The sequence below is a fragment of the Nonomuraea antri genome, from assembly GCF_013283785.1.
Lineage (GTDB): Bacteria > Actinomycetota > Actinomycetes > Streptosporangiales > Streptosporangiaceae > Nonomuraea > Nonomuraea antri.
The window spans coordinates 67,275-85,493 of record NZ_JABCPZ010000015.1 but is presented as its reverse complement, the minus strand read 5'-3'; the positions used below and the strand labels follow the sequence as shown (position 1 = coordinate 85,493).

The 18,219-nt window shown below is 72.2% G+C and carries 17 protein-coding genes; 3 read left to right on the top strand and 14 right to left on the bottom strand.

Annotated features, from left to right (window positions below; all coding sequences use genetic code 11):
- Positions 1-102 precede the first annotated feature (102 nt).
- The 4 genes from HII36_RS07995 to HII36_RS07980 form a co-directional block, all read right to left on the bottom strand.
- Positions 103-489, bottom strand: a complete 387-nt coding sequence (locus HII36_RS07995) for a hypothetical protein (protein WP_173522422.1) — start codon at positions 487-489, stop codon at positions 103-105.
- A 94-nt stretch (positions 490-583) separates the two neighbouring features.
- Positions 584-1,624 (bottom strand): helix-turn-helix transcriptional regulator, encoded by a 1,041-nt coding sequence (locus HII36_RS58585; RefSeq protein WP_217369286.1) that lies wholly within the window; start codon positions 1,622-1,624, stop codon positions 584-586.
- A 117-nt stretch (positions 1,625-1,741) separates the two neighbouring features.
- A complete protein-coding gene (locus HII36_RS07985; protein WP_173522431.1) occupies positions 1,742-3,340 on the bottom strand; it encodes a solute symporter family protein in 1,599 nt (532 codons plus the stop codon).
- Between the two features lie 17 nt (positions 3,341-3,357).
- On the bottom strand, positions 3,358-3,687 hold the full coding sequence (locus HII36_RS07980; RefSeq protein WP_173522421.1) for a DUF485 domain-containing protein: 330 nt from the start codon (positions 3,685-3,687) through the stop codon (positions 3,358-3,360).
- Between the two features lie 293 nt (positions 3,688-3,980).
- Here HII36_RS07980 and HII36_RS07975 point away from each other — a divergent pair, with 293 nt between their 5' ends.
- On the top strand, positions 3,981-5,327 hold the full coding sequence (locus tag HII36_RS07975) for an MFS transporter (RefSeq protein ID WP_173522420.1): 1,347 nt from the start codon (positions 3,981-3,983) through the stop codon (positions 5,325-5,327).
- Here HII36_RS07975 and HII36_RS07970 read toward each other — a convergent pair.
- The 7 genes from HII36_RS07970 to HII36_RS07940 form a co-directional block, all read right to left on the bottom strand.
- A complete protein-coding gene (locus HII36_RS07970) occupies positions 5,324-5,911 on the bottom strand; it encodes a GTP-binding protein (RefSeq protein ID WP_173522419.1) in 588 nt (195 codons plus the stop codon). The two genes, HII36_RS07975 and HII36_RS07970, sit on opposite strands and share 4 nt — an antisense overlap.
- A complete protein-coding gene (locus HII36_RS07965) occupies positions 5,892-6,281 on the bottom strand; it encodes a DUF742 domain-containing protein (RefSeq protein ID WP_173522418.1) in 390 nt (129 codons plus the stop codon). Before HII36_RS07965 ends, HII36_RS07970 begins: the two co-directional genes overlap by 20 nt.
- Positions 6,278-6,694: a roadblock/LC7 domain-containing protein gene (locus tag HII36_RS07960; RefSeq protein WP_173522417.1), complete on the bottom strand. Its 417-nt coding sequence runs from the start codon at positions 6,692-6,694 to the stop codon at positions 6,278-6,280. Before HII36_RS07960 ends, HII36_RS07965 begins: the two co-directional genes overlap by 4 nt.
- Positions 6,691-9,024, bottom strand: coding sequence for a sensor histidine kinase (locus HII36_RS07955; RefSeq protein ID WP_328807636.1), 2,334 nt, complete (start codon positions 9,022-9,024; stop codon positions 6,691-6,693). Before HII36_RS07955 ends, HII36_RS07960 begins: the two co-directional genes overlap by 4 nt.
- A 167-nt stretch (positions 9,025-9,191) precedes the next feature.
- Entirely contained in the window at positions 9,192-10,715 is a 1,524-nt protein-coding gene (locus tag HII36_RS07950; RefSeq protein ID WP_328807635.1) for a prenyltransferase/squalene oxidase repeat-containing protein, read from the bottom strand.
- Entirely contained in the window at positions 10,712-11,638 is a 927-nt protein-coding gene (locus HII36_RS07945) for a terpene synthase family protein (RefSeq protein WP_173522415.1), read from the bottom strand. The genes HII36_RS07950 and HII36_RS07945 overlap by 4 nt, the downstream gene beginning before the upstream one ends.
- Complete coding sequence (locus tag HII36_RS07940; protein ID WP_173522414.1) at positions 11,635-12,984, bottom strand: cytochrome P450; 1,350 nt, start codon at positions 12,982-12,984, stop codon at positions 11,635-11,637. Before HII36_RS07940 ends, HII36_RS07945 begins: the two co-directional genes overlap by 4 nt.
- 118 nt (positions 12,985-13,102) lie before the next feature.
- Between HII36_RS07940 and HII36_RS07935 the strand changes: the two genes are divergently transcribed.
- Entirely contained in the window at positions 13,103-14,137 is a 1,035-nt protein-coding gene (locus HII36_RS07935; protein WP_173522413.1) for a polyprenyl synthetase family protein, read from the top strand.
- A gap of 49 nt (positions 14,138-14,186) precedes the next feature.
- Here HII36_RS07935 and HII36_RS07930 read toward each other — a convergent pair whose 3' ends face one another.
- On the bottom strand, positions 14,187-15,134 hold the full coding sequence (locus HII36_RS07930; protein WP_173522412.1) for an aldo/keto reductase: 948 nt from the start codon (positions 15,132-15,134) through the stop codon (positions 14,187-14,189).
- 36 nt (positions 15,135-15,170) lie between these two features.
- Here HII36_RS07930 and HII36_RS07925 point away from each other — a divergent pair, with 36 nt between their 5' ends.
- Entirely contained in the window at positions 15,171-16,133 is a 963-nt protein-coding gene (locus HII36_RS07925; protein WP_173522411.1) for an alpha/beta hydrolase, read from the top strand.
- Here the strand turns inward: HII36_RS07925 and HII36_RS07920 are convergent.
- Positions 16,127-17,638 (bottom strand): MFS transporter, encoded by a 1,512-nt coding sequence (locus HII36_RS07920; protein WP_173522410.1) that lies wholly within the window; start codon positions 17,636-17,638, stop codon positions 16,127-16,129. The genes HII36_RS07925 and HII36_RS07920 overlap by 7 nt on opposite strands.
- On the bottom strand, positions 17,635-18,207 hold the full coding sequence (locus tag HII36_RS07915) for a TetR/AcrR family transcriptional regulator (protein WP_173522409.1): 573 nt from the start codon (positions 18,205-18,207) through the stop codon (positions 17,635-17,637). The genes HII36_RS07920 and HII36_RS07915 overlap by 4 nt, the downstream gene beginning before the upstream one ends.
- Between the last annotated feature and the right edge of the window lie 12 nt (positions 18,208-18,219).

The following is an 18,219-nucleotide window of genomic DNA, read 5'->3' as shown; positions in this document are numbered from 1 at the left end:
CGGCGGGGGGTGCGGCGGTGGTGGCGGCGGCGGTGGCGGTGGCCGGCGCGGGCGCGGCGGCCAGGCAGGACGCGGCGGCGAGCAGCCCGCACGCGGCCCGCCTCACCCCGCCCTCCTGACGGCGCCCGCGTCGCCGACGGTCACGACGTCGTTGCAGCCGGCGTGGTCGGCGTCCACGTCGCCGGTGGTGAACACGCGCTCGCCCCCGACGATGCCGCTGAGCGCGTACTTGTGGACGTCCGCGCACGGCCCGAGGTCGAAGGAGACCACGGTGAACGGGGGCACGTTCGCCCGGCTCATGATCTCGGGCACCGGGTTGCTGAACCTGGTGACGGCCAGGACCGCCTCGTCGAATCCCTGGCTGGAGTAGTTCTGCAGCTCGACGGTGTAGTTCTGGTCGGCGGCAGCGTGGGCGGCGGGCGGCGGGGCCGTGACGGCCAGCAGGGACAGGGCCGCCACCGCGACACGGGCCTGGAATCGTGAACGCATCGTCTTCCCCCTCGGGGTCCGGGGCTCTCTGGAACGCTCCAAAGCTAGATCCGGGCCCCGAGGCGGGGACATCCCCAGGTTTGGGGGGTGGCGCTCAGCCGGTGAACGCCGCCATGAGCTCGTCCCTGCCGCCGGCGCCGGTCTTGCGGAAGATCGCCTTGAGGTGGTCGTTGACCGTGTGCACCGACAGGTCGAGCACCCGGGCGATCCGCTTCGGCGCGACGCCCTGGCACAGCAGGCCGAGCACGCGGCGCTCGCGCGGGGTGATCGCGTACCAGTCGCAGAACGAGTCGAGCATCGTCGCGCCCGCCGCCGCTTGGATCACCACGGCCACGTCGCCGCGTCCGTCCTCGTCGAGCGACTGGCCTTCGAGCGCCAGCCAGCGGCCGAACGCGGCCGGCGGCGCGCACACCAGCGGGCGGCAGGAGCCGGGGTCGCGCGAGTGCTCGCGGGCGTCCAGCGCGAGCGCCGTCACGACCGCCTCGGCCAGCCAGCCGGGCGCCCCCGGCCGGTCCTGGCCGCGCAGCCGCTCCAGCCAGGCCCGCGCCTGCGGGGTGATCGCGCGGATGGCGTCGTCCGGGCCGACGATCACCACCCCGGCGGGCAGCGCGGGCACGGTCGGCGCCAGCGGGGCGGTGGTGACGTGCCGGCGTAACGCGGCCACCAGCGCGGGCACGAGCAGCGCGGCCCTGGCGGCGTCCGCGTCGTCGAACGGGCGGCGGCCGGCCGCGCGGACCAGGCCGAGCAGCCCCCACACGCCGCGCGAGTCGCGCAGCACCAGCCGCAGCTCGCAGGCCGCGCCGTGCGCCGCGAACACCGCGCGGGCCCGCTCGTCCGCGCCGGCCACGCCCATCGGCACCGGCCGCCCGGCCAGCGCGGCCGGCCGGACGGGATCGCCTTCGGCGTACCGGTGGAACAGCAGCGCCCGGACGAGCTCCCGCTCGTAGCCGTGCCAGAAGCTGAACGAGCCCTGCCCGAGCCCGGTCGCCGGGCTGGTGCCCACCAGGCGCAACGCGTCGTGCTCCACCCAGGGCGCGATGGCCGCGGAGACGGCCGCGCCCACCTCGCCCGCGGGCACGCCCGGCCGCATCACGGCCGCCAGCTCGCGGGCCACCCGGTCCTGGCAAGAGGTCACCCGCTCACCTCAGCACAGCGGCCGTTCACCGGCAAGCGGACAGTAGTCGTTCGATCACGACACGTGAGAAGAGCCTGGCCTCAGGGGTGAGGCCGGGCCCGCGCGGGGTGATGCGGGTCAGTGCGGGGTGGCCTGCTCGGCGCCCACGCCGGTCAGGGAGCGAACCTCGATCTCGGCGTACTTGGCCGCGTTGTACTCCTTGCTCAGCACGGTGCCGAGCCAGCCGCACAGGAAGCCGAGCGGGATCGAGATGATGCCCGGGTTGCTCAGCGGGAACCAGGCGAAGTCGGCCGTCTTGAACAGCGCGGTCGGGCCGCCGGAGACCACCGGCGAGAAGATCACCAGCAGCAGGGCCGAGACCAGGCCGCCGTAGATCGCCGACACCGCGCCAGCGGTGTTGAACCGCTTCCAGAACAGGCTGTACAGGATCGCCGGCAGGTTGCCTGAGGCCGCCACCGCGAACGCCAGCGCGACCAGGAAGGCCACGTTCTGGCCCTGGGCGAGGATGCCAAGGCCGATCGCCGCGGCGCCGATCACCAGGGCGGAGAGCCTGGCCACGACCACTTCCTGCCGCTCGGTGGCCTGGCCGCGCCTGAAGACGTGCGCGTACAGGTCGTGGGCGAAGCTGGAGGAGGAGGCCAGCGTGAGACCGGCGACCACGGCCAGGATGGTCGCGAACGCCACCGCCCCGATGAGCGCCAGCAGGATCGTGCCGCCGACCGGGCCGAAGATCTCCTCACCGATCCGCTGTGCCAGCATGGGCGCGGCGGTGTTGCCCGCCGGGTCGCCGGCGGCGATCGCCGTCTTGCCGACCAGGGCCGCGGCGCCGAAGCCGAGGACCAGGGTGAGCAGGTAGAAGACGCCGATGATGCCGATGCCCCACAGAACCGACTTCCTGGCGTCCTTCGCGGTGGGGACGGTGTAGAACCTGATGAGGATGTGCGGCAGGCCCGCCGTGCCCAGCACCAGCGCCAGGCCCAGGCTGATCAGGTCGATCTTGCCGGCCAGGCCCTGCGCCTCGGTGGCGTACTTGCCGCCGGGGCTGAGGAAGGCGTCCGGGTTCGCCTTCGGGCCGCTGGTGGCGGCGGCCTGCCCGAGCAGGGAGGAGAGGTTGAAGCCGTACTTGCCCAGCACCAGGACGGTCACCAGCGCGGCGCCGCCCATGAGCAGCACGGCCTTGACGATCTGGACCCAGGTGGTGCCCTTCATGCCGCCGAACACCACGTAGACGATCATCAGGGCGCCGACGGCGACGATCGTCCACTGCTTGCCCGCCGGGTCGTCGATGCCCAGCAGCAGGCCGACCAGCGCGCCCGCGCCGACCATCTGCGCCAGCAGGTAGAAGATGCTGACCACGATCGTGGACACGCCCGCCGCGGTGCGCACCGGGCGCGGGCTCATCCGGAAGGCCAGCACGTCCGCCATGGTGAACTTGCCGGAGTTCCGCATCAGCTCGGCCACCAGCAGCAGCGCGACCAGCCACGCCACCAGGAAGCCGATGGAGTACAGGAACCCGTCGTAGCCGGACAGCGCGATGATGCCGGCGATGCCCAGGAACGAGGCGGCCGACATGTAGTCGCCGCCGATCGCCAGGCCGTTCTGCACGCCGCTGAACGACCGGCCGCCCGCGTAGTAGTCGGCGGCCGTCTTGGTCTGACGGCTGGCCCAGAACGTGATGCCGAGCGTGGCCGCGACGAAGGTGAGGAAGAGGATCATCCCCAGGGTCGTGGAGCTCACTGAGTCTTCTCCTCCACCTCGTGACGGAGCTTGTCGGCGATGGGGTCGAGCTTCTTCTCCGCGTGCCTGGCGTAGGCCCAGGCGATCAGGAACGTCGACACGAACTGCAGCAACCCGAGCACCAGACCGACGTTGATCTCACCGAGCAGCTTGATGCCCATGAAGTCACGCGCCCAGCCGGACAGCACCACGTAGAGGAGGTACCACGCCAGGAACGCCACGGTCATGGGGAAGGTCCAGCGGCGGAAGCGCCGTTTCAGATCCTGGAATTCACTGCTCTCCTGAACTTGTTCATAGACCGATGCGTCATGTTCTCTAGTCGTCACGAGACCTCCACTGTGATGCGGATCACGCTCAACGTAAGAGCGCAACCTACCCGGCGTGGAGATCCGTAGCGGGGTTCTTCGCCGAGGTGACGCCGAACGGCGTTCAGTTGGTGGGGGCTTGCGATGAAAGGTCCCATTCGCAAGACGAACGGTCGCGGCGCGGGGCCAGAGCCAGGCGAACGGGCCAGGCGGGACGTTCACGGCGTCATGCTCTGGGCCGGGTGCGCTCTGGGCGGATCCGCCGCGGGCGTAAGCGGCACGTCCCCGGTGGTCGCGGCGCTTACCGTCGTGCCGTGATCGAACTCCTCAAGGACGGCACCTACCTGCGCTACTGGCTGGCCGTCGTCGTCTCCTTCCTCGGCGACGCGATGACCAGGGTGACCCTCGTCTACGTGGCGGCCAGGCTCACCGACAGCCCGGTCGTCATCTCGCTGGTCGTGTTGTCGCAGTTGCTGCCGTCCGGGTTGCTCGGCGCGTTCGTCGGGCCGCTGGCCGACCGGCTGCCCGCCAGGCTGCTGCTGATCGGCTCCGACCTGGTGCGGGTGCCCGTGGTGCTCGCCATGATCCCGGCGCTCGACTCGATCGGCTGGCTGCTCGCGCTGATCCTGCTGGAGGGTGCGGGCAAGGCGGTGTTCGAGACCGCGCGGGTCACCGCCATCCCGAAGATCGTCGGCTCGCATCACATCCCGTCCGCGGTGGCGTTGTTCCAGACCACCAACCAGACGGTCAACCTGCTCGGCCCGGCGCTGGGCGGCGTGCTGGTGGCGCTGGGCAGCACGCCGGTCGTGCTGACGCTGAACGCGGCCACGTTCGTCGTCTCCGCGCTGCTGCTCGGCAGCCTGGGCGTGCTGCGCGACGGGCCGGCTCAGGCGGGGCGGGCGGCCGAGCCGTACTGGACGGCGCTGCGCACCGGGGTGCGCGGCGTGCTCGCGGTGCCCACCCTGCGGTTCCTGTTCGCCTTCCTGGTGCCCGTCATGCTGGTCAGCGGGGTGTTCACCACCAACGTCAACGCGCAGTTGCTGACCGTCTTCGACCTGCAGGCCCTGGAGTACGGCACGGCGCAGGGGCTGCTGGCCGGCGGGGCGATCCTGGGCGCGCTGCTGGGGCCGGCGCTGATCAGGCGCTTCGGCGCCGCCCCCGGGCTGCTGCTGACCTGCGGCGGCCTGTTCGGCGCGGCACTGCTGACACCCGCGTGGCTGGGCGACCGGCCGGCGCTCGGCGTGATCGCCGGCTGGTGTCTGCTGATGGGGGCGTTCGCGAGCCTGTTCCAGGTCCCGGTGGCCAACATGGTGCTGCGCGACCTGCCGGAGGAGACGCGCGGGCGCGGGGTGGGGCTGCTCAACGCGGTGATGGTCAACGTCACCATCGTCGGGGTCGCGGCCGGCGGCCCGGCGGCGGGCGGGCTGGGGGTCGCGGGCTCGCTGGTCGCCTCCGGCGCGGTGCTGCTGGTGGCGGCGGTCGCTTTCGTGCCCGCCGCCCGCCGCCTGTCCTCCCGCCCTCTGTCTGCCAGCCAGAGGCCGGACGCGCCCGCCGTGCCAGACGTACCGGACGTGCCAGGCCCGTCCGGGTCACCCGCGCAGGAGCCAGGTGGGCGAGGGGACGGAGACGTCCCCTCGCCCGCGGCCGGCGAAGTGCGCTAGGTGCTCACCGGCTCCGCGCGGAGCCTGGCCGAGTGCTGTACCAGCGTGATCAGGACCTCCCTGCTGGAGTTCCGCTTCCTGGCGTCGCACAACACGATCGGGATCGACGGGTCGAGCTGCAGCGCGAGCCGCACCTCGTCCAGCTCGAACGTGGGCGCGTCCTCGAAGCAGTTGACCGCCACCACGAACGGAGTGCCGCGCCGCTCGAAGTAGTCGACCGAGGGGAAGCAGTCGGCCAGCCGCCGCGTGTCGGCCAGGATGACCGCGCCCAGCGAGCCCTCGGCCAGCTCGTCCCAGACGAACCAGAACCGCTCCTGCCCCGGCGTGCCGAACAGGTACAGCACGTAGTCGTTGTTCAGCGTGATCCGGCCGAAGTCCATGGCGACCGTGGTGGTGCGCTTGGCCTCGACCGAGGTGAGGTCGTCGATGCCCACGCCGCGGTCGGTGAGTATCTCCTCGGTACGCAGCGGCCTGGTCTCCGAGACCGCGCCGACCAGCGTGGTCTTGCCCGCGCCGAACCCGCCGGCGACCAGGATCTTGATGGCCGTGGGCAGACGAGGACGGTCAGAGCGAGCGAAGACCATCGAGCACCGCCTTGTACATGTTCATGTCGTGCATGTCCACCTCGGATCGGGGTTCCTGGGCAGAGACGAGTTCGCGGTCGAACAGATCGCCGAGCAGCACCCGGATCGTGCCCGCGGGCAGGTCCAGGTGCGCCGCGATCTCGGCGACGGACTTCGGCTCACGGCACAGCCGCAGTATCGACAGGTGCTCGGGGTCGAGCCCGGAGTCCGGCCCGGGCATCGGCCCCACCGCGAGTGCCATGGAGATCAGGTCGAACCTGCCGTGGGCGGGCTGCGTGCGGCCCCGCGTCACCACGTACGGGCGGATGATCTCCGGGTCTATCCAATGCTCGTCGGCCGGCTCCTCGCCGGCGCCGCCGGTCGGGCTCACCGTTCGCTCCTGGCCACCGCGTCCACGCGGGCACCCGAGGTCAGGTACTGGCCGACGCGGGCCACGAGCATGGCCATCTCGTAGGCGATCAGGCCGATGTCGGCGCTCTGCGAGCACAGGACGGCCAGGCAGGCCCGCTGACCGGCGGTGGTGACGATGAGGAAGCGCGAACGCCACTCCACCACCGTCTGCTTGACCTGCCCGCCGCTGACGTAGTCGGAGACGCCCTTGGCCAGGCTCTGCAGCCCGGAGGCCACGGCGGACAGATGTTCGCCGTCGGTGCGCTCCAGCCCGGCCGACGAGGCCATGAGCAGTCCGTCGGAGGAGAGCACGATGGCGTGCTCGGCCTCGTCGATGCGCCCGATGAGGTCGTCGAGCAGCCAGTTCAGGTCGGTGCCCGCGCCGGGGGTCATGATTCGCCCCCCGACTGCTCCTCCATCAGCCTGGCCGCCTCGGTGCGGCCCAGCCGGGTGCCCGACTGCAGGGATCCCATCATCGCCCGGATCTCCTCCGGCGAGCGCTCGTCATCGTCCTCCTCGGGTTCGGGCTGCGGGGGCGTCTCGGCGCGCAGGGCCGGCGCGAGATTGGTCTGAGGGACGCGGAACGGCAGGCCGGACGGCGTGAACGCGGCCGCGGCCGGCGCGGGTCCGGCATCGGGCGCGGGTTCGGCCTCCGGCGCGGTCCCGCTCGGCGCCGGTTCGGCGCCCACGTGCCGCGTTATGGGCTCCTGCTCCTCCGCTCCCGGACGTTCCCCGGGCCGTTCCGGCTCCGGAGCGGGGGCGACCCGGAGCGCGCGCACCCGTTCTGCGGCCGGCGCGGGGCGCACCGCCGTGGCCACCGCGCTGGTCCTGCGCGGCAGGCCCAGACCCGGGTCGCCGTCGGGGTAGGCCGGGTTCGGGTCCACCTCGACGAGCTCCTGCGGCAGCAGCACCACGACCGTGGTCCCGCCGTACGGCGAGGCCTTCAGCACGACCTGGATGTCGTGCCGCCTGGCCAGCTGGCTGACCACGTACAGGCCCAGCCTGGCGGTGCCGGTGATGCGGAACTCGGGCGGGTCGGAGATGCGCTCGTTGGCCTCGGCCAGGTCCTCGGGCTTCATGCCCAGGCCGCGGTCCTCGATCTCGACCACGTAGCCGTTGGCCACCAGCTGCCCGCTCACCTGCACGTTCGTGTAGGGCGGCGAGAACGAGACGGCGTTCTCGATCACCTCGGCGAGCAGGTGGATGACGTCACCCACGGCCCGGCCGATCAGCACGACCTCGCCCATCGGCAGCAGCGAGACCCGGGTGTAGTCCTCGACCTCGGCCAGCGCGCCGCGCACGACGTCCACCATGGGCACCGAGCGGCGCCAGGTTCGCGCCGGGGACGAGCCGGACAAGACGATGAGGTTCTCGGCGTTGCGCCGCATGCGGATGGCCAGGTGGTCGAGCCTGAAGAGCTCCTTCAGCTCCTGCGGGTCGGTCTCGCGGCGCTCCATCACGTCGAGCACGGTGAGCTGGCGATGCACCAGGCTCTGAGTCCTGCGGGCCAGGCTCAGCAGGATGTCGCGAATGCTGCGGCGCAGCTCGGCCTGCTCGGCCGCGACCGCCACGGCGGTGCGCTGGACGGTGTTGAACGCCTGGCCCACCTGCCCGATCTCGTCGTCGCCGAAGTCCAGGTCGGGGGCCTCCTTGGCCAGGTCCACCTCCTCGCCGTGGCCGATGCGCTCGACCACGCCGGGCAGCCGCTCGTCCGACAGCTCGTGCGCGGCGTCGCGCAGCTTCTTCAGCTGGGCCAGCAGCGACTTGGTGGTGGTGATCGACAGGATGATCGAGGCGATGACCGCGATCAGGCCGAGCCCGCCGGCCAGCACCAGCCGGACGATGACGCCGACCGCGCCGGGGACCGCCCGGTCGAGCAGGCTCGCGCCGCCGTCCAGGATGACCTTCTCCAGGCCGGCCCGGGCCGGCTCGATCGCGCCCCGCCACTCGGCGGCGGTCACCACCGGCCCGAACCCGGTCTCCGCCTGCTCGGTGAGCTTGGCCTCCAGCGCGCGCAACTGCGTCACCGGACGGCTGGTCCGCCACGCCTCGTAGGCGGCCGCCTGTGCTTCCGGGAGCTGGGCGGCGGCCTGCTCCAGCGTGAAGACGGACACGCCGGAGATGCGCACGAACTCGGTGCGCTCGGCGGGCGTCAGCTCGCCCTTGGCCAGGGCGCCGGCGACCAGCGCGTCTTCACGGGCCAGGTATTCGGCCGCGCGGCTGACGGCGAGCATGGTGCGGGCGTCCTTGGCGATCTCCTTGTCGTCGAGCGCGGCGACCGAGTCGAACACGCGGAAGAGCGCGTCGATGACGTCGCTGTAGGCGTCGGCGGTCCTGGTGCGGTCGGTCGCGCGCGCGTCGACCGCCTTCCTGGTCGCCCGCAGGCTCTCCACGCGGGTGAACGCCTCGCGCAGCCGCTTTCTCAGCGTGTCGTCGGAGGCCAGTTCGACCGTGGTGGTGGTGGCCGACTTCACCAGTTCCTGGTGCGCGACGTCGGTCCTGGCCCGCTGGTCGCGCAGGGCCTTGTCCGGGGTCGTGGCGCCGTTGCCCAGGGCGACCAGGGTGAGGCGGCGCTCGCGCTGCAGTTCTGAGCGCAGGCGTTCGCTGGGTTCGACCGCGCCGCTGTAGACCGTGTTGGCGCCGATCAGGTTCACGCCTTCACGCAGCGTCACCCAGGCGGCGAAAGCCCACAGCGCGACGAGCGACACCAGGAGAGCTGTCACTTTTGTCCGCACGCGCGAGTTGCGCAAACGCATATCAGCCGTCCAGATTAGGGGGTTGCGTCAAAGCGCGGAGTCAAGGCAGTTAGGAGCGCCCTTGATCCGATGCCCGGAACACCATAGCAACGGGGCAAACCCCACTCAAGCCGGGTAATTCATAGTAAGATACGCTAAGTCCGAATTTCTTGAGTGGTCGGATGTTGTGCGGTCAGATAAAGCGCCGCCAGGGTCGCCGCCTTGACTATGGCTATCGGGGTGTAAAGGTCCTTGTCATGCCAGAGGGGCGGATAATCCGACATTTCGCCCGAGGAGCGTAAATACTCATAACCACGGGCAGCAGCCCTGGCCTCGGCCCCGCTCCCGGACTGGGTCGGTAGCAGCAACGCCTGCACCGCGTACGCCGTCTCCTCGACCGTGCCGTCCCACCGCCCCCACGAGCCGTCCGGCCGCTGGGTGTCGAGCACCCACGCCCTGGCCCTGGCCACCGCGTCGCCCGCGTGCGGGCCGCCGTACTCGCCGAGCGCCAGCACGCAGCTCAGCGTCGCGTAGTAGGGGGAGGCGTGCCAGCGGTCGTCCCAGCTCCCGTCGGGCTGCTGCCGTTCGGCCAGCAGCCGCGCCAGCCGGTCGATCACCGGCAGGTACGCCGCCGCCCGCTCCGGCCTGGCCGCCGCGTACGCGCCGAACGCGTCGAGCACGTGCGCCTGGACGCTGATCGAGAAGCCGTCCTCGCCCTGCCAGGTGCAGAAGTGGGTGCCGGCGTCGAAGTTCAGCAGGCTCTCCGGGTCGCGGGGCAGGCCGAGCAGGGCCAGCGCGTACAGCGCCACCGACGTGGTGTCGGCGTCGGCGGGCAGCCCTGGCCCGGCCGAGGCGCCGCGCGGACCGATCGCCGCGCGCAGGTCGGCCACCATCTCCGGCGGCACGTCGACCGGGATGCCCGCCCTGGTCAGCCAGCTCAGCACCCAGCCGCGTTCGAACACGGTGATCGGCAACCCGACCGGCACCGGGCCGCCGTATCGCAGCGCGACCGCCTCCAGGTGGCTCCTGACCAGGTCGGCGTCCAGGAATGCCGGGCCGCCCGGCCAGACGTCGCGCACCAGCCAGGCGGCGGTGGCGGCGGGCGAGGCGCCGATGGTGCCGATGGCGGTCGGCCGCACGCTCGCCCCGCCGGCCGCGGGCCCGGCCACCTCCAGCGCGTGCAGCAGCTTCTCCGGCAGTTCCGCGCCCGAGGCCACCACGTGCTGGACGCGTTCGTAACGGGAGAAGTCCAGGCCGGCGGGCAGGGCGAGCGGCTCGCCCACGCCGTGCGCGTTGATGAGCGTCACCAGCGACGGGACGATCAGGTCCAGAGCCGGCATGTCCGGCAGCTCCGCCGTGGGCAGCCGCTCACGCAGCGCGGCCAGCCCCCTGAGCGCCGGCTCGCACAGCGGCTCGTCCTCGGGACCGCCGCCGGACGCGGCGGACAGCAACGCCTCGGTGGCGCTCAGCGTGGGCACCAGGCCGTAGCCGCCCGGCGCGCCCCACGAACCGTCCGGACGCTGGCTGTTCAGCAGGTACGCGATGCGTTCCCGGTGCCCGGTGAGCCAGGGCGCCAGCGTGATCAGCCGCCCCGTCTCGTAGATCGAGGCCGACACCTGGCCCCACGGCGTGGCCATGAGCGTCGCGACCAAGGCGTCGGCCTCGCGCTTGATGTTCACAGCTCTCCCCAGTAGTCCGAGACGCCGTAGAAACCGGTGTTGAAGCCGAGCTGCCGCTCCAGGTAGAGAGCGGTCGCCGGGCTCGGGCCGCGCAGGCCGCCGATCAGCTCGGCGGCCGTGCCCGCGTGCCCGGCCATCCGCCTGGTCACCTCGTCGCGGTCCGCGCCCAGCGTCAGGGCGTTGGCGTCGCCCCAGCGGGCCTCTCTGTCGTACGTGGTCAGGTCGTTCAGCAGGCGCAGGTAACGCTGGGCCTCGTCGCCGGCCGCGCGCACCTCGTCCAGGTGGGCGCGCGTCCAGTCGTCGCCGGTGGCCAGCCAGTGCGTGAGGTTGACGAACGAGGAGCCGCAGCTGCCGGCGTTGGCCAGGTAGTCGTCCAGGCCGATCCGGACGTCGCCGGCGCGCCAGTCCCACTCGGCGGCCATGGCGGTGAGCATCCGGGCGAGCTGGTCGCGCCAGCGCGGGTCGGCGCCGAGCGTCCCCGTCCCGGCGGCGGCGTGGTCGCGCAGTCCGGCCAGGAACCGGGTGACGGGCGTCGCGGGCTCGGCGCCGGCGGCCACGGCCAGGCATTCCGCGACCAGCGCGGTCACCTCCTCGCGCGTCTTCGCGACGTGGTCGATCAGCAGGTCGGCGGCGAACACCCAGAGCGAGGCCCGGCCGACCGGGCGCAGCCCGTCCACCGTCGCGCCCGGCGAGCCGAACGCGCTGACCAGCCCGAGCGAGTGGAAGAAACCCGGGTCGAAGGGACGCTCGGGGAACAGGTCACGATGTTCGGCGGCGTGCCTGGTCAGGTCGCGCGCGCACGCGACGGCCAGCGCCGCCGTCCGCCCCAGCCCTGACGCCGCGCCCAGCGCCGCCGTCCGTCCCAGCCCTGACGCCGCGCCCAGGACCGGCCCGATGGCCGGCTCCTGAGCGGCGCCGGTCATCGCCTGCCCGCCGGGACGAGCGTCATGGCCAGGTCGTGGTTGGGCCGCAGCGACGACGCCAGGCGCGGCGTGACGGGACCGTTCGCGTGCAGCACCGGTCGGTACTTGCTGAGGATCCCGGCGATGATCACCTTCGCCTCCATGAGGAACAGGTACTTGCCCAGGCAGACGTGCGGCCCGCCGCCGAAGGGGAAGTAGGCGTACGGGTGCCGCCCGCGTTCGCGGCCCGGCGCGAAACGCTCGGGGTCGAACTCCAGCGGCCGCTCCCAGAACTCCGGCAGCCGATGCGACAGGTACGGGCTGATCACCACGGTCGAGCCGGCCGGGATCCGCACCCCGCCGACCACGTCGTCGGTCATCGCCCGGCGCGGGATGATCCAGCCCGGCGGATACATGCGGACCAGCTCGTCGATGAAGGCCCGCAGGTAGGTCAGCTCGTCCAGGTGCGCGATGGTGACCGGCCCGTCGCCGATGACCCGGTCGATCTCCTCGTACACGCGGGCGGCGATCTCGGGATGCTCGTCCAGCACCGGCCAGACCCAGGCCATGGCGATGGCGGTGGTCTCGGTCGCGGCGGCGTGCACGCTGACCATGTCGTCGCGGACCTGCCGGTCCGCGTCCGCCTCGCCCTTCCTGGCCTGCCACAGCAGTGAGACCAGGTCGCGGCCGTCGCTCTCGTCGCGTTCCTTGGCGTGGGTGATGCGCGGGTAGACGACCTCGTCGATGATCCTGGTCGCCCGCCTGAACGCGCGGTCGCCGGGCAGCGGGAAGCGCTCGGGCACGAACGGCAGCAGCAGCCGGATCGACCGGGACGTGGCGCCGGTGTCGTAGGCGGGCACGAGCCGCGCGATGTCGCCGTCGGAGATCGTCGCGCCCAGGAACAGCCGCACCATCGTGGGATGGATCAGGACGGACATGCCCTCGGCCACGTTGAACGGCGTGCCGGCGACCATCCTGGTGTCGATGAGCTCGTTGAGCACGGCCGACATCTGCTCGGTGAGCGTGTTGATGTACTTGGCGGTGAACATCGGCTGCATGATCTTCCTGGCCGCCGACCAGGTCTCGCCGTCGGTCAGAATGCTCTGGCCGAGCAGCGGGTAGAGCGGGTCCCAGAACATCCCGGCCCGCAGGTAGTTGGGCTGGTTGGTCTTCAGCACGTGCTGCACGTGATCGGGGTGGGTGATCAGGTACGGCCGGAACGGCCCCATGTTCAGCCGGACGACCTCGCCGTTCGCCTCGGCGCTGACCCGCTCGAACGCGCGGACCGGCGTGCGTGGATCACGCATGAAGGCGTTCAGGAACGACAGTGTCCTGGCGGCGAGCACCCGCTCGGAACCCCTGGGCACGCGACCTCCATCGCGTCCATCCCAAGGGACGGACATTTCCTGACAAAAGTTAATCTTCGGGGTGGAGTATCACATGATCACCTATTAGATTCAAGATCGATCGAAGGTTGGAGCGCCCATGAATCTCGGCCGGCCGGCCGCCGCCAGGTCCGGTGGTGACGCCGTCGCCCGTTGCCGGAGGCTGGTCGAACCCGCGCTCCGCGAGGCGGTCTCCGTCCTGCATCCGTGGAGCGCCAGGATGGCCGCGTTCACGCTCGGCTGGTCGGACGCCGACGGGCGGCCGCACGGGGTAGCCGCCGGGGGAGCGGGCGGCAAGGGCCTGCGCCCGGCCGTCGTGCTGCTCGGCGCCGAGGCGGTCGGCGGCAGCGCCGAGTCCGCGTTGCCCGGGGCGGTGGCGGTGGAGCTGGTGCACGCGTTCTCGCTGGTGCACGACGACATCATCGACCGCGACGAGCAGCGCAGGCACCGCGAGGCGCTGTGGAAGGCCTACGGCGTCGGACCGGCGCTGCTGGCCGGCGACGCGCTGCTGGCGCTGGCCGTCAAGCAGCTGGCGAGCGCGCCCGCGGCGATGACGTACCTGTCGCGGGCCCTGGTCGAGCTGGTGCAGGGGCAGACGGCGGACATGGCGTTCGAGAACCGCCCGTGGAGCGGCCCGAACGCCGTCACCGTCGAGGAGTACACCCGGATGGCCGCGGGCAAGACGGGCGGGCTGCTGGGCGCCGCCGCGGCGATCGGCGTGGCCCTGGGCGGCGCTCCCGAGCTGGCCGAACGCATGTGGGGCCTGGGCAGGGACCTCGGCGTGGCCTTCCAGATCGCCGACGACGTGCTCGGCATCTGGGGCGATCCGCTCGTCACCGGCAAACCCGTGCACAGCGACCTGCGGCGCGACAAGAAGACGCTGCCCGTCCTGGCCGCGCTGGCCTCGGGCGGCCAGGCCGCCCACGAGCTGGGCGCGCTCCTGGCCTCGGGCGCGGCCGACGACGCGAGCCTGCGCCGCGCCGCCTGCCTCGTGGACGAGGCAGGCGGGCGGACGGCGTCACTGGCCCTGGCCGAGCGCTACCTGTCGTCGGCCGAGCAGACCATGGACGAGTGCCTGCCGGACGCCGCCGACCTGCGAGACCTGTTCGCCTCCCTGGTCGACCGCATCTCCTGAGCCGCACCCGGGCCGGAGCCCGGTGGGCGGCGTCAGGACCCGGCTCGCGTCAGGACTCCGGCCGGGGCTCCTGGCGGGAGGCCGCGTCGAGGAGTGCCAGCTCCTCGGCCGTCAGCTCCAGCTCGGCGGCGGCCAGCAGCGGCCGCAACTGCTCCACGTTGCGCGCGCTGGCGATCGGCGCGGTGATCGTCGGCTGCGCGGCCAGCCAGGCCAGCGCCACCGTGGCCGGCTCCACCTCCTGCTCGGCGGCCACCTTGGCCAGCGCCTCCAGCGTGCGCGGCCCGTGCTCGGTGTGCAGGTATTCGGCCGCCTTGGCCGCGCGCGGGCTGTCGATGGTGACGCCGGGCCGGTACTTGCCGGTCAGGAAGCCGCGGGCGAGCCCGTAGTACGGGGTGCTGCCCAGCCCGGCCTCGGTGACCACGTCGCGCAGCGGCCCCTCGTACCCGCGCTCGACCAGGTTGTACGGCTGCTGCAGCGCCGCGTATCTGACCAGTCCCTCCTCCTCGGAGATCCGCAGCGCCTCGGTGAGCCGCTCGGCGGTGTGGTTGGACGCGCCGACGTGGCGCACCTTGCCCTCGCGCACCAGCGCGTCGAAGGCGCCCAGCGACTCGGCCATGGGCGTGTCGGCGTCGTCGAAGTGCGCCCAGTACAGGTCGAGGTAGTCGGTGCCGAGGCGGCGCAGCGAGTTCTCCACCGCCGTGCGGATGGTCGCCGGGGCCAGCCCCCGCAGGCCCTCCAGCATGCCGACCTTGGTGGCCAGGACGAGCGAGTCGCGGTTGTGCCGCTTGGCCAGCCACTCGCCGATGATCATCTCCGCCGTGGACTCTCCCGTCTCCCACGCCGGATACACGTCGGCCGTGTCGATGAAGTTGCCGCCGCCGTCGACGTACGCGTCGAGCACGGCGAAGGACGTGTCGCGGTCCGCCGTCCACCCGAAGACATTGGTACCGAGCGAAATCGGGAAAACGGACAGGTCCGTGGTGCCTATCGATCTCATGCGGCTATTATCCGCGCATCCAACAAGGAGGCTGCGATGGCGCCCCGATTACGCGGATGCCTGATCGGTGCGCTTGTCGCCGGCGGCTTGTTCCTGGTGGTCCTGGCGGCGATCCTGGCGGTCCGATTCAACGCCGGCGACACGCCGCGACCGAAACCCTCCGCGGTGGAAACGCCCGACCCGGTCGTCGGTGAGCGGCGGCTCGACGCGCGCAGGATGGAGCTGACGATCAGGTCGGCCGCGCTCGGCGCCACCACCCGCGTACGGCTGCTGCTGCCGGACGGCTGGGAGACCCGCCCCGACTGGCCGGTGTTGTGGCTGCTGCACGGCGGCCTGGACGACCACACCTCCTGGACCGCCAGGACCGACGTGGACGCGCTCACCCGCGACGACGGCGTCATGGTGGTGATGCCCGACGGCGGCAAGTGCGGCAGCTACTCAGACTGGTGGAACGGCGGCGACGGCGGCGCCCCGGCCTGGGAGACCTACCACCTGCGTGAACTGCTGCCGCTGCTCGAATCCCGGTACCGGGCCGGCGACCGGCGGGCGGTGGCGGGCTACTCGATGGGCGGCCAGGGCGCCATGCTGTACGCCGCCGAGGGCCACTTCCGCGCGGCGGCCTCGTTCAGCGGGGCGGTGCACATACTCGAACCCGGCGTGCCGCAGGCCGTCATGGCCGGCACCACGATCGGCTGCTTCGGCACCGACTGGAAGCGCATCTGGGGCGACCCGGACGAACAACGCGACATCTGGCGGGCACACAACCCGTACCACCGGGCCGCCGAGCTCAAGGGCGTCGCGCTCTACGTCGCCGCCGGCTCTGGCGACCTGGTGGAGGACCTGGCCGGCCGGGCGGCCAGGGCGTTCGTGGGACGGCTCGGCGAGCTGGGCATCCCGGTGCGCACCCACTTCTACCGCGGCGGGCACAACCACGCGTTCTGGCAGAAGGAGCTGCACCGGGCGTACCCGATGCTGAAGAAGGCGATCGGCGTTCAGTGATGGGTGGCGGCCAGGCTGAGCCCGCGCGGGGTGAGCAGCCAGATCGCCAGCGCGGCGACCAGCATCAGCGCCGCGCCCGCGCCGCTGGTGAGCACGAGTGAGTCGGTGAAGGCCGTCTTGGCCTGCGCGGCCAGCCGGGTCCCTGCCGATCCCAGGTCGCTGGCCACGTCGAGCGCCGCGCCCAGCGACTCACTGGCGATCCCGGCGGACGGGCCGCGATAGCCCAGCTCGTCACGGTAGACGGCGGCCGCGACGCTGCCCAGCACGGCCACGCCGAGCGCGCCGCCCAGCTCGTAGCTGGTCTCCTCGATCGCCGCGGCGCTGCCCGACTTGGCGGCCGGCGTGCCGGACATGATGACCGCCGAGGCGATCGCCAGCGCGCCCTCACCGACGCCGATCAGCACCAGCATGGCCGCCACCGGCCCGTAGCTCAGCGGGTGCGGCGCCAGGAAGAGCACCAGGAAGCCGAGCCCGGCGATGGCCAGCCCGCCGGCCAGCACCACGCGCGCGCCGATGCGGTGGGCCAGCGCCGGGGCCAGCGGCGAGGCGATCAGCGCGGCGATCGCGGCGGGCAGCAGCCGCACCCCGGTCTCCAGCGGCGAGTAGCCCTGCACGAGCTGCATCCACTGCGCCATCAGCAACATCACCGCGGCCATCGCGATCGACGTGGCCAGCGCCGCCACCACCCCCGAGGAGAACGCGCCGTTGCGCAGCAGCCTGATCTCCAGCAGCGGGTCCGGCCTGCGCAGGCAGCGCACGATGAACCAGCCCAGCGTGAGCGCGGCGATCGCGGTCCCGGCCAGCGCGCCGGGGTCGGTGATGCCGTCCTTGCCGAAGTACTTGATCGCGTAGACCAGCGACACCATGCCGACGATCGACAGCAGCGTGCCCAGGGCGTCCCAGCGGCCGGGGTTCGGGTTGCGCGACTCGGGCAGCAGGATCAGGCCGGCCACGATCGCCACGATCATGACCGGCACGTTCACCAGGAACGCGGCGTGCCAGCTGAAGTGCTCCAGCAGGAAGCCGCCCAGGATCGGGCCGAGCGCGCCGCCGACCGCGGCCATCGCCGCCCACACGCCGAGCGCGGTGGCCCGCTCGCGCGGGTCGGTGAACAGGTTCCTGATCATGGACAGCGTGGACGGCATGATCATCGCACCGCCGACGCCGAGCAGCGCGCGCACCGCGATCACCGCGGCCGGCGACTCGGCCACCAGGATCGCCAGCGAGGCCACGCCGAAGACGGCGAACCCGGTCAGCAGCATGCGCTTGCGCCCCCACCGGTCGCCCAGCGCGCTCACCGTGACCAGCAGACCGGACAGGACCAGCGCGTAGACGTCCACCATCCACAGCAGCTCGATGCTGCCCGGCTTGAGCGCCTCGGTGATCGCGGGCAGCGCCACGTTCAGCACCGTCATGTCCATGACGACGAGCAGCAGGCTCGCCGACAACACGGCCAAGCCCGCCCAGCGGCGGCGGGTGGAGACCGGCGAGGCGGTGGTCGTCATGAGTTCCCCCGAGGTGCGGTGCCGTGCAGGAAGGTGTCGATGAGCAGCCGGGGGACGTCCCTGCGGGCCACGTCGCCGCGCCGCAGGCTCTCGCGCACGGCCACGAGCAGGCCGTACACCACGTTGCTTACCCAGCGCGGGGGCAGGCTCGCGTGCAGCAGCCCGGCCCGCTGGGCGGCGGCGAACAGCGCGATCTCGTGCTCCTCCAGCTCGTCGGAGCGGCGCAGCAGGTCTGGATTGACCGCCATGGCGTGGTCGGTGAGCCCGAAGCCGTAGGCGTCGGCGACCTCGATCAGGCCGGTCAGTAGGTCGCCGAGGGCACGCTCGATGGCCGCGGGATCGGCCGAGGCCGCCGCGTCGATGATGCCCGCGGCCCGCTGGACCTGGCTCCACTGCTCCAGCGCGCGGTGGCCGAGGGCGATCATCAGCTCCTCGCGGCTGCTGAAGTGCCGGTGCAGGGTGGCCCGGCTGACTCCGACCGCCTCCGCGAGCCGCGCCATCGACGCGGTCGGGTCCTCGTTCAAGTGCTGGATCGCCGCGGTCATGATCTGGTCACGGCTTGTCATCATCGATACATCCTC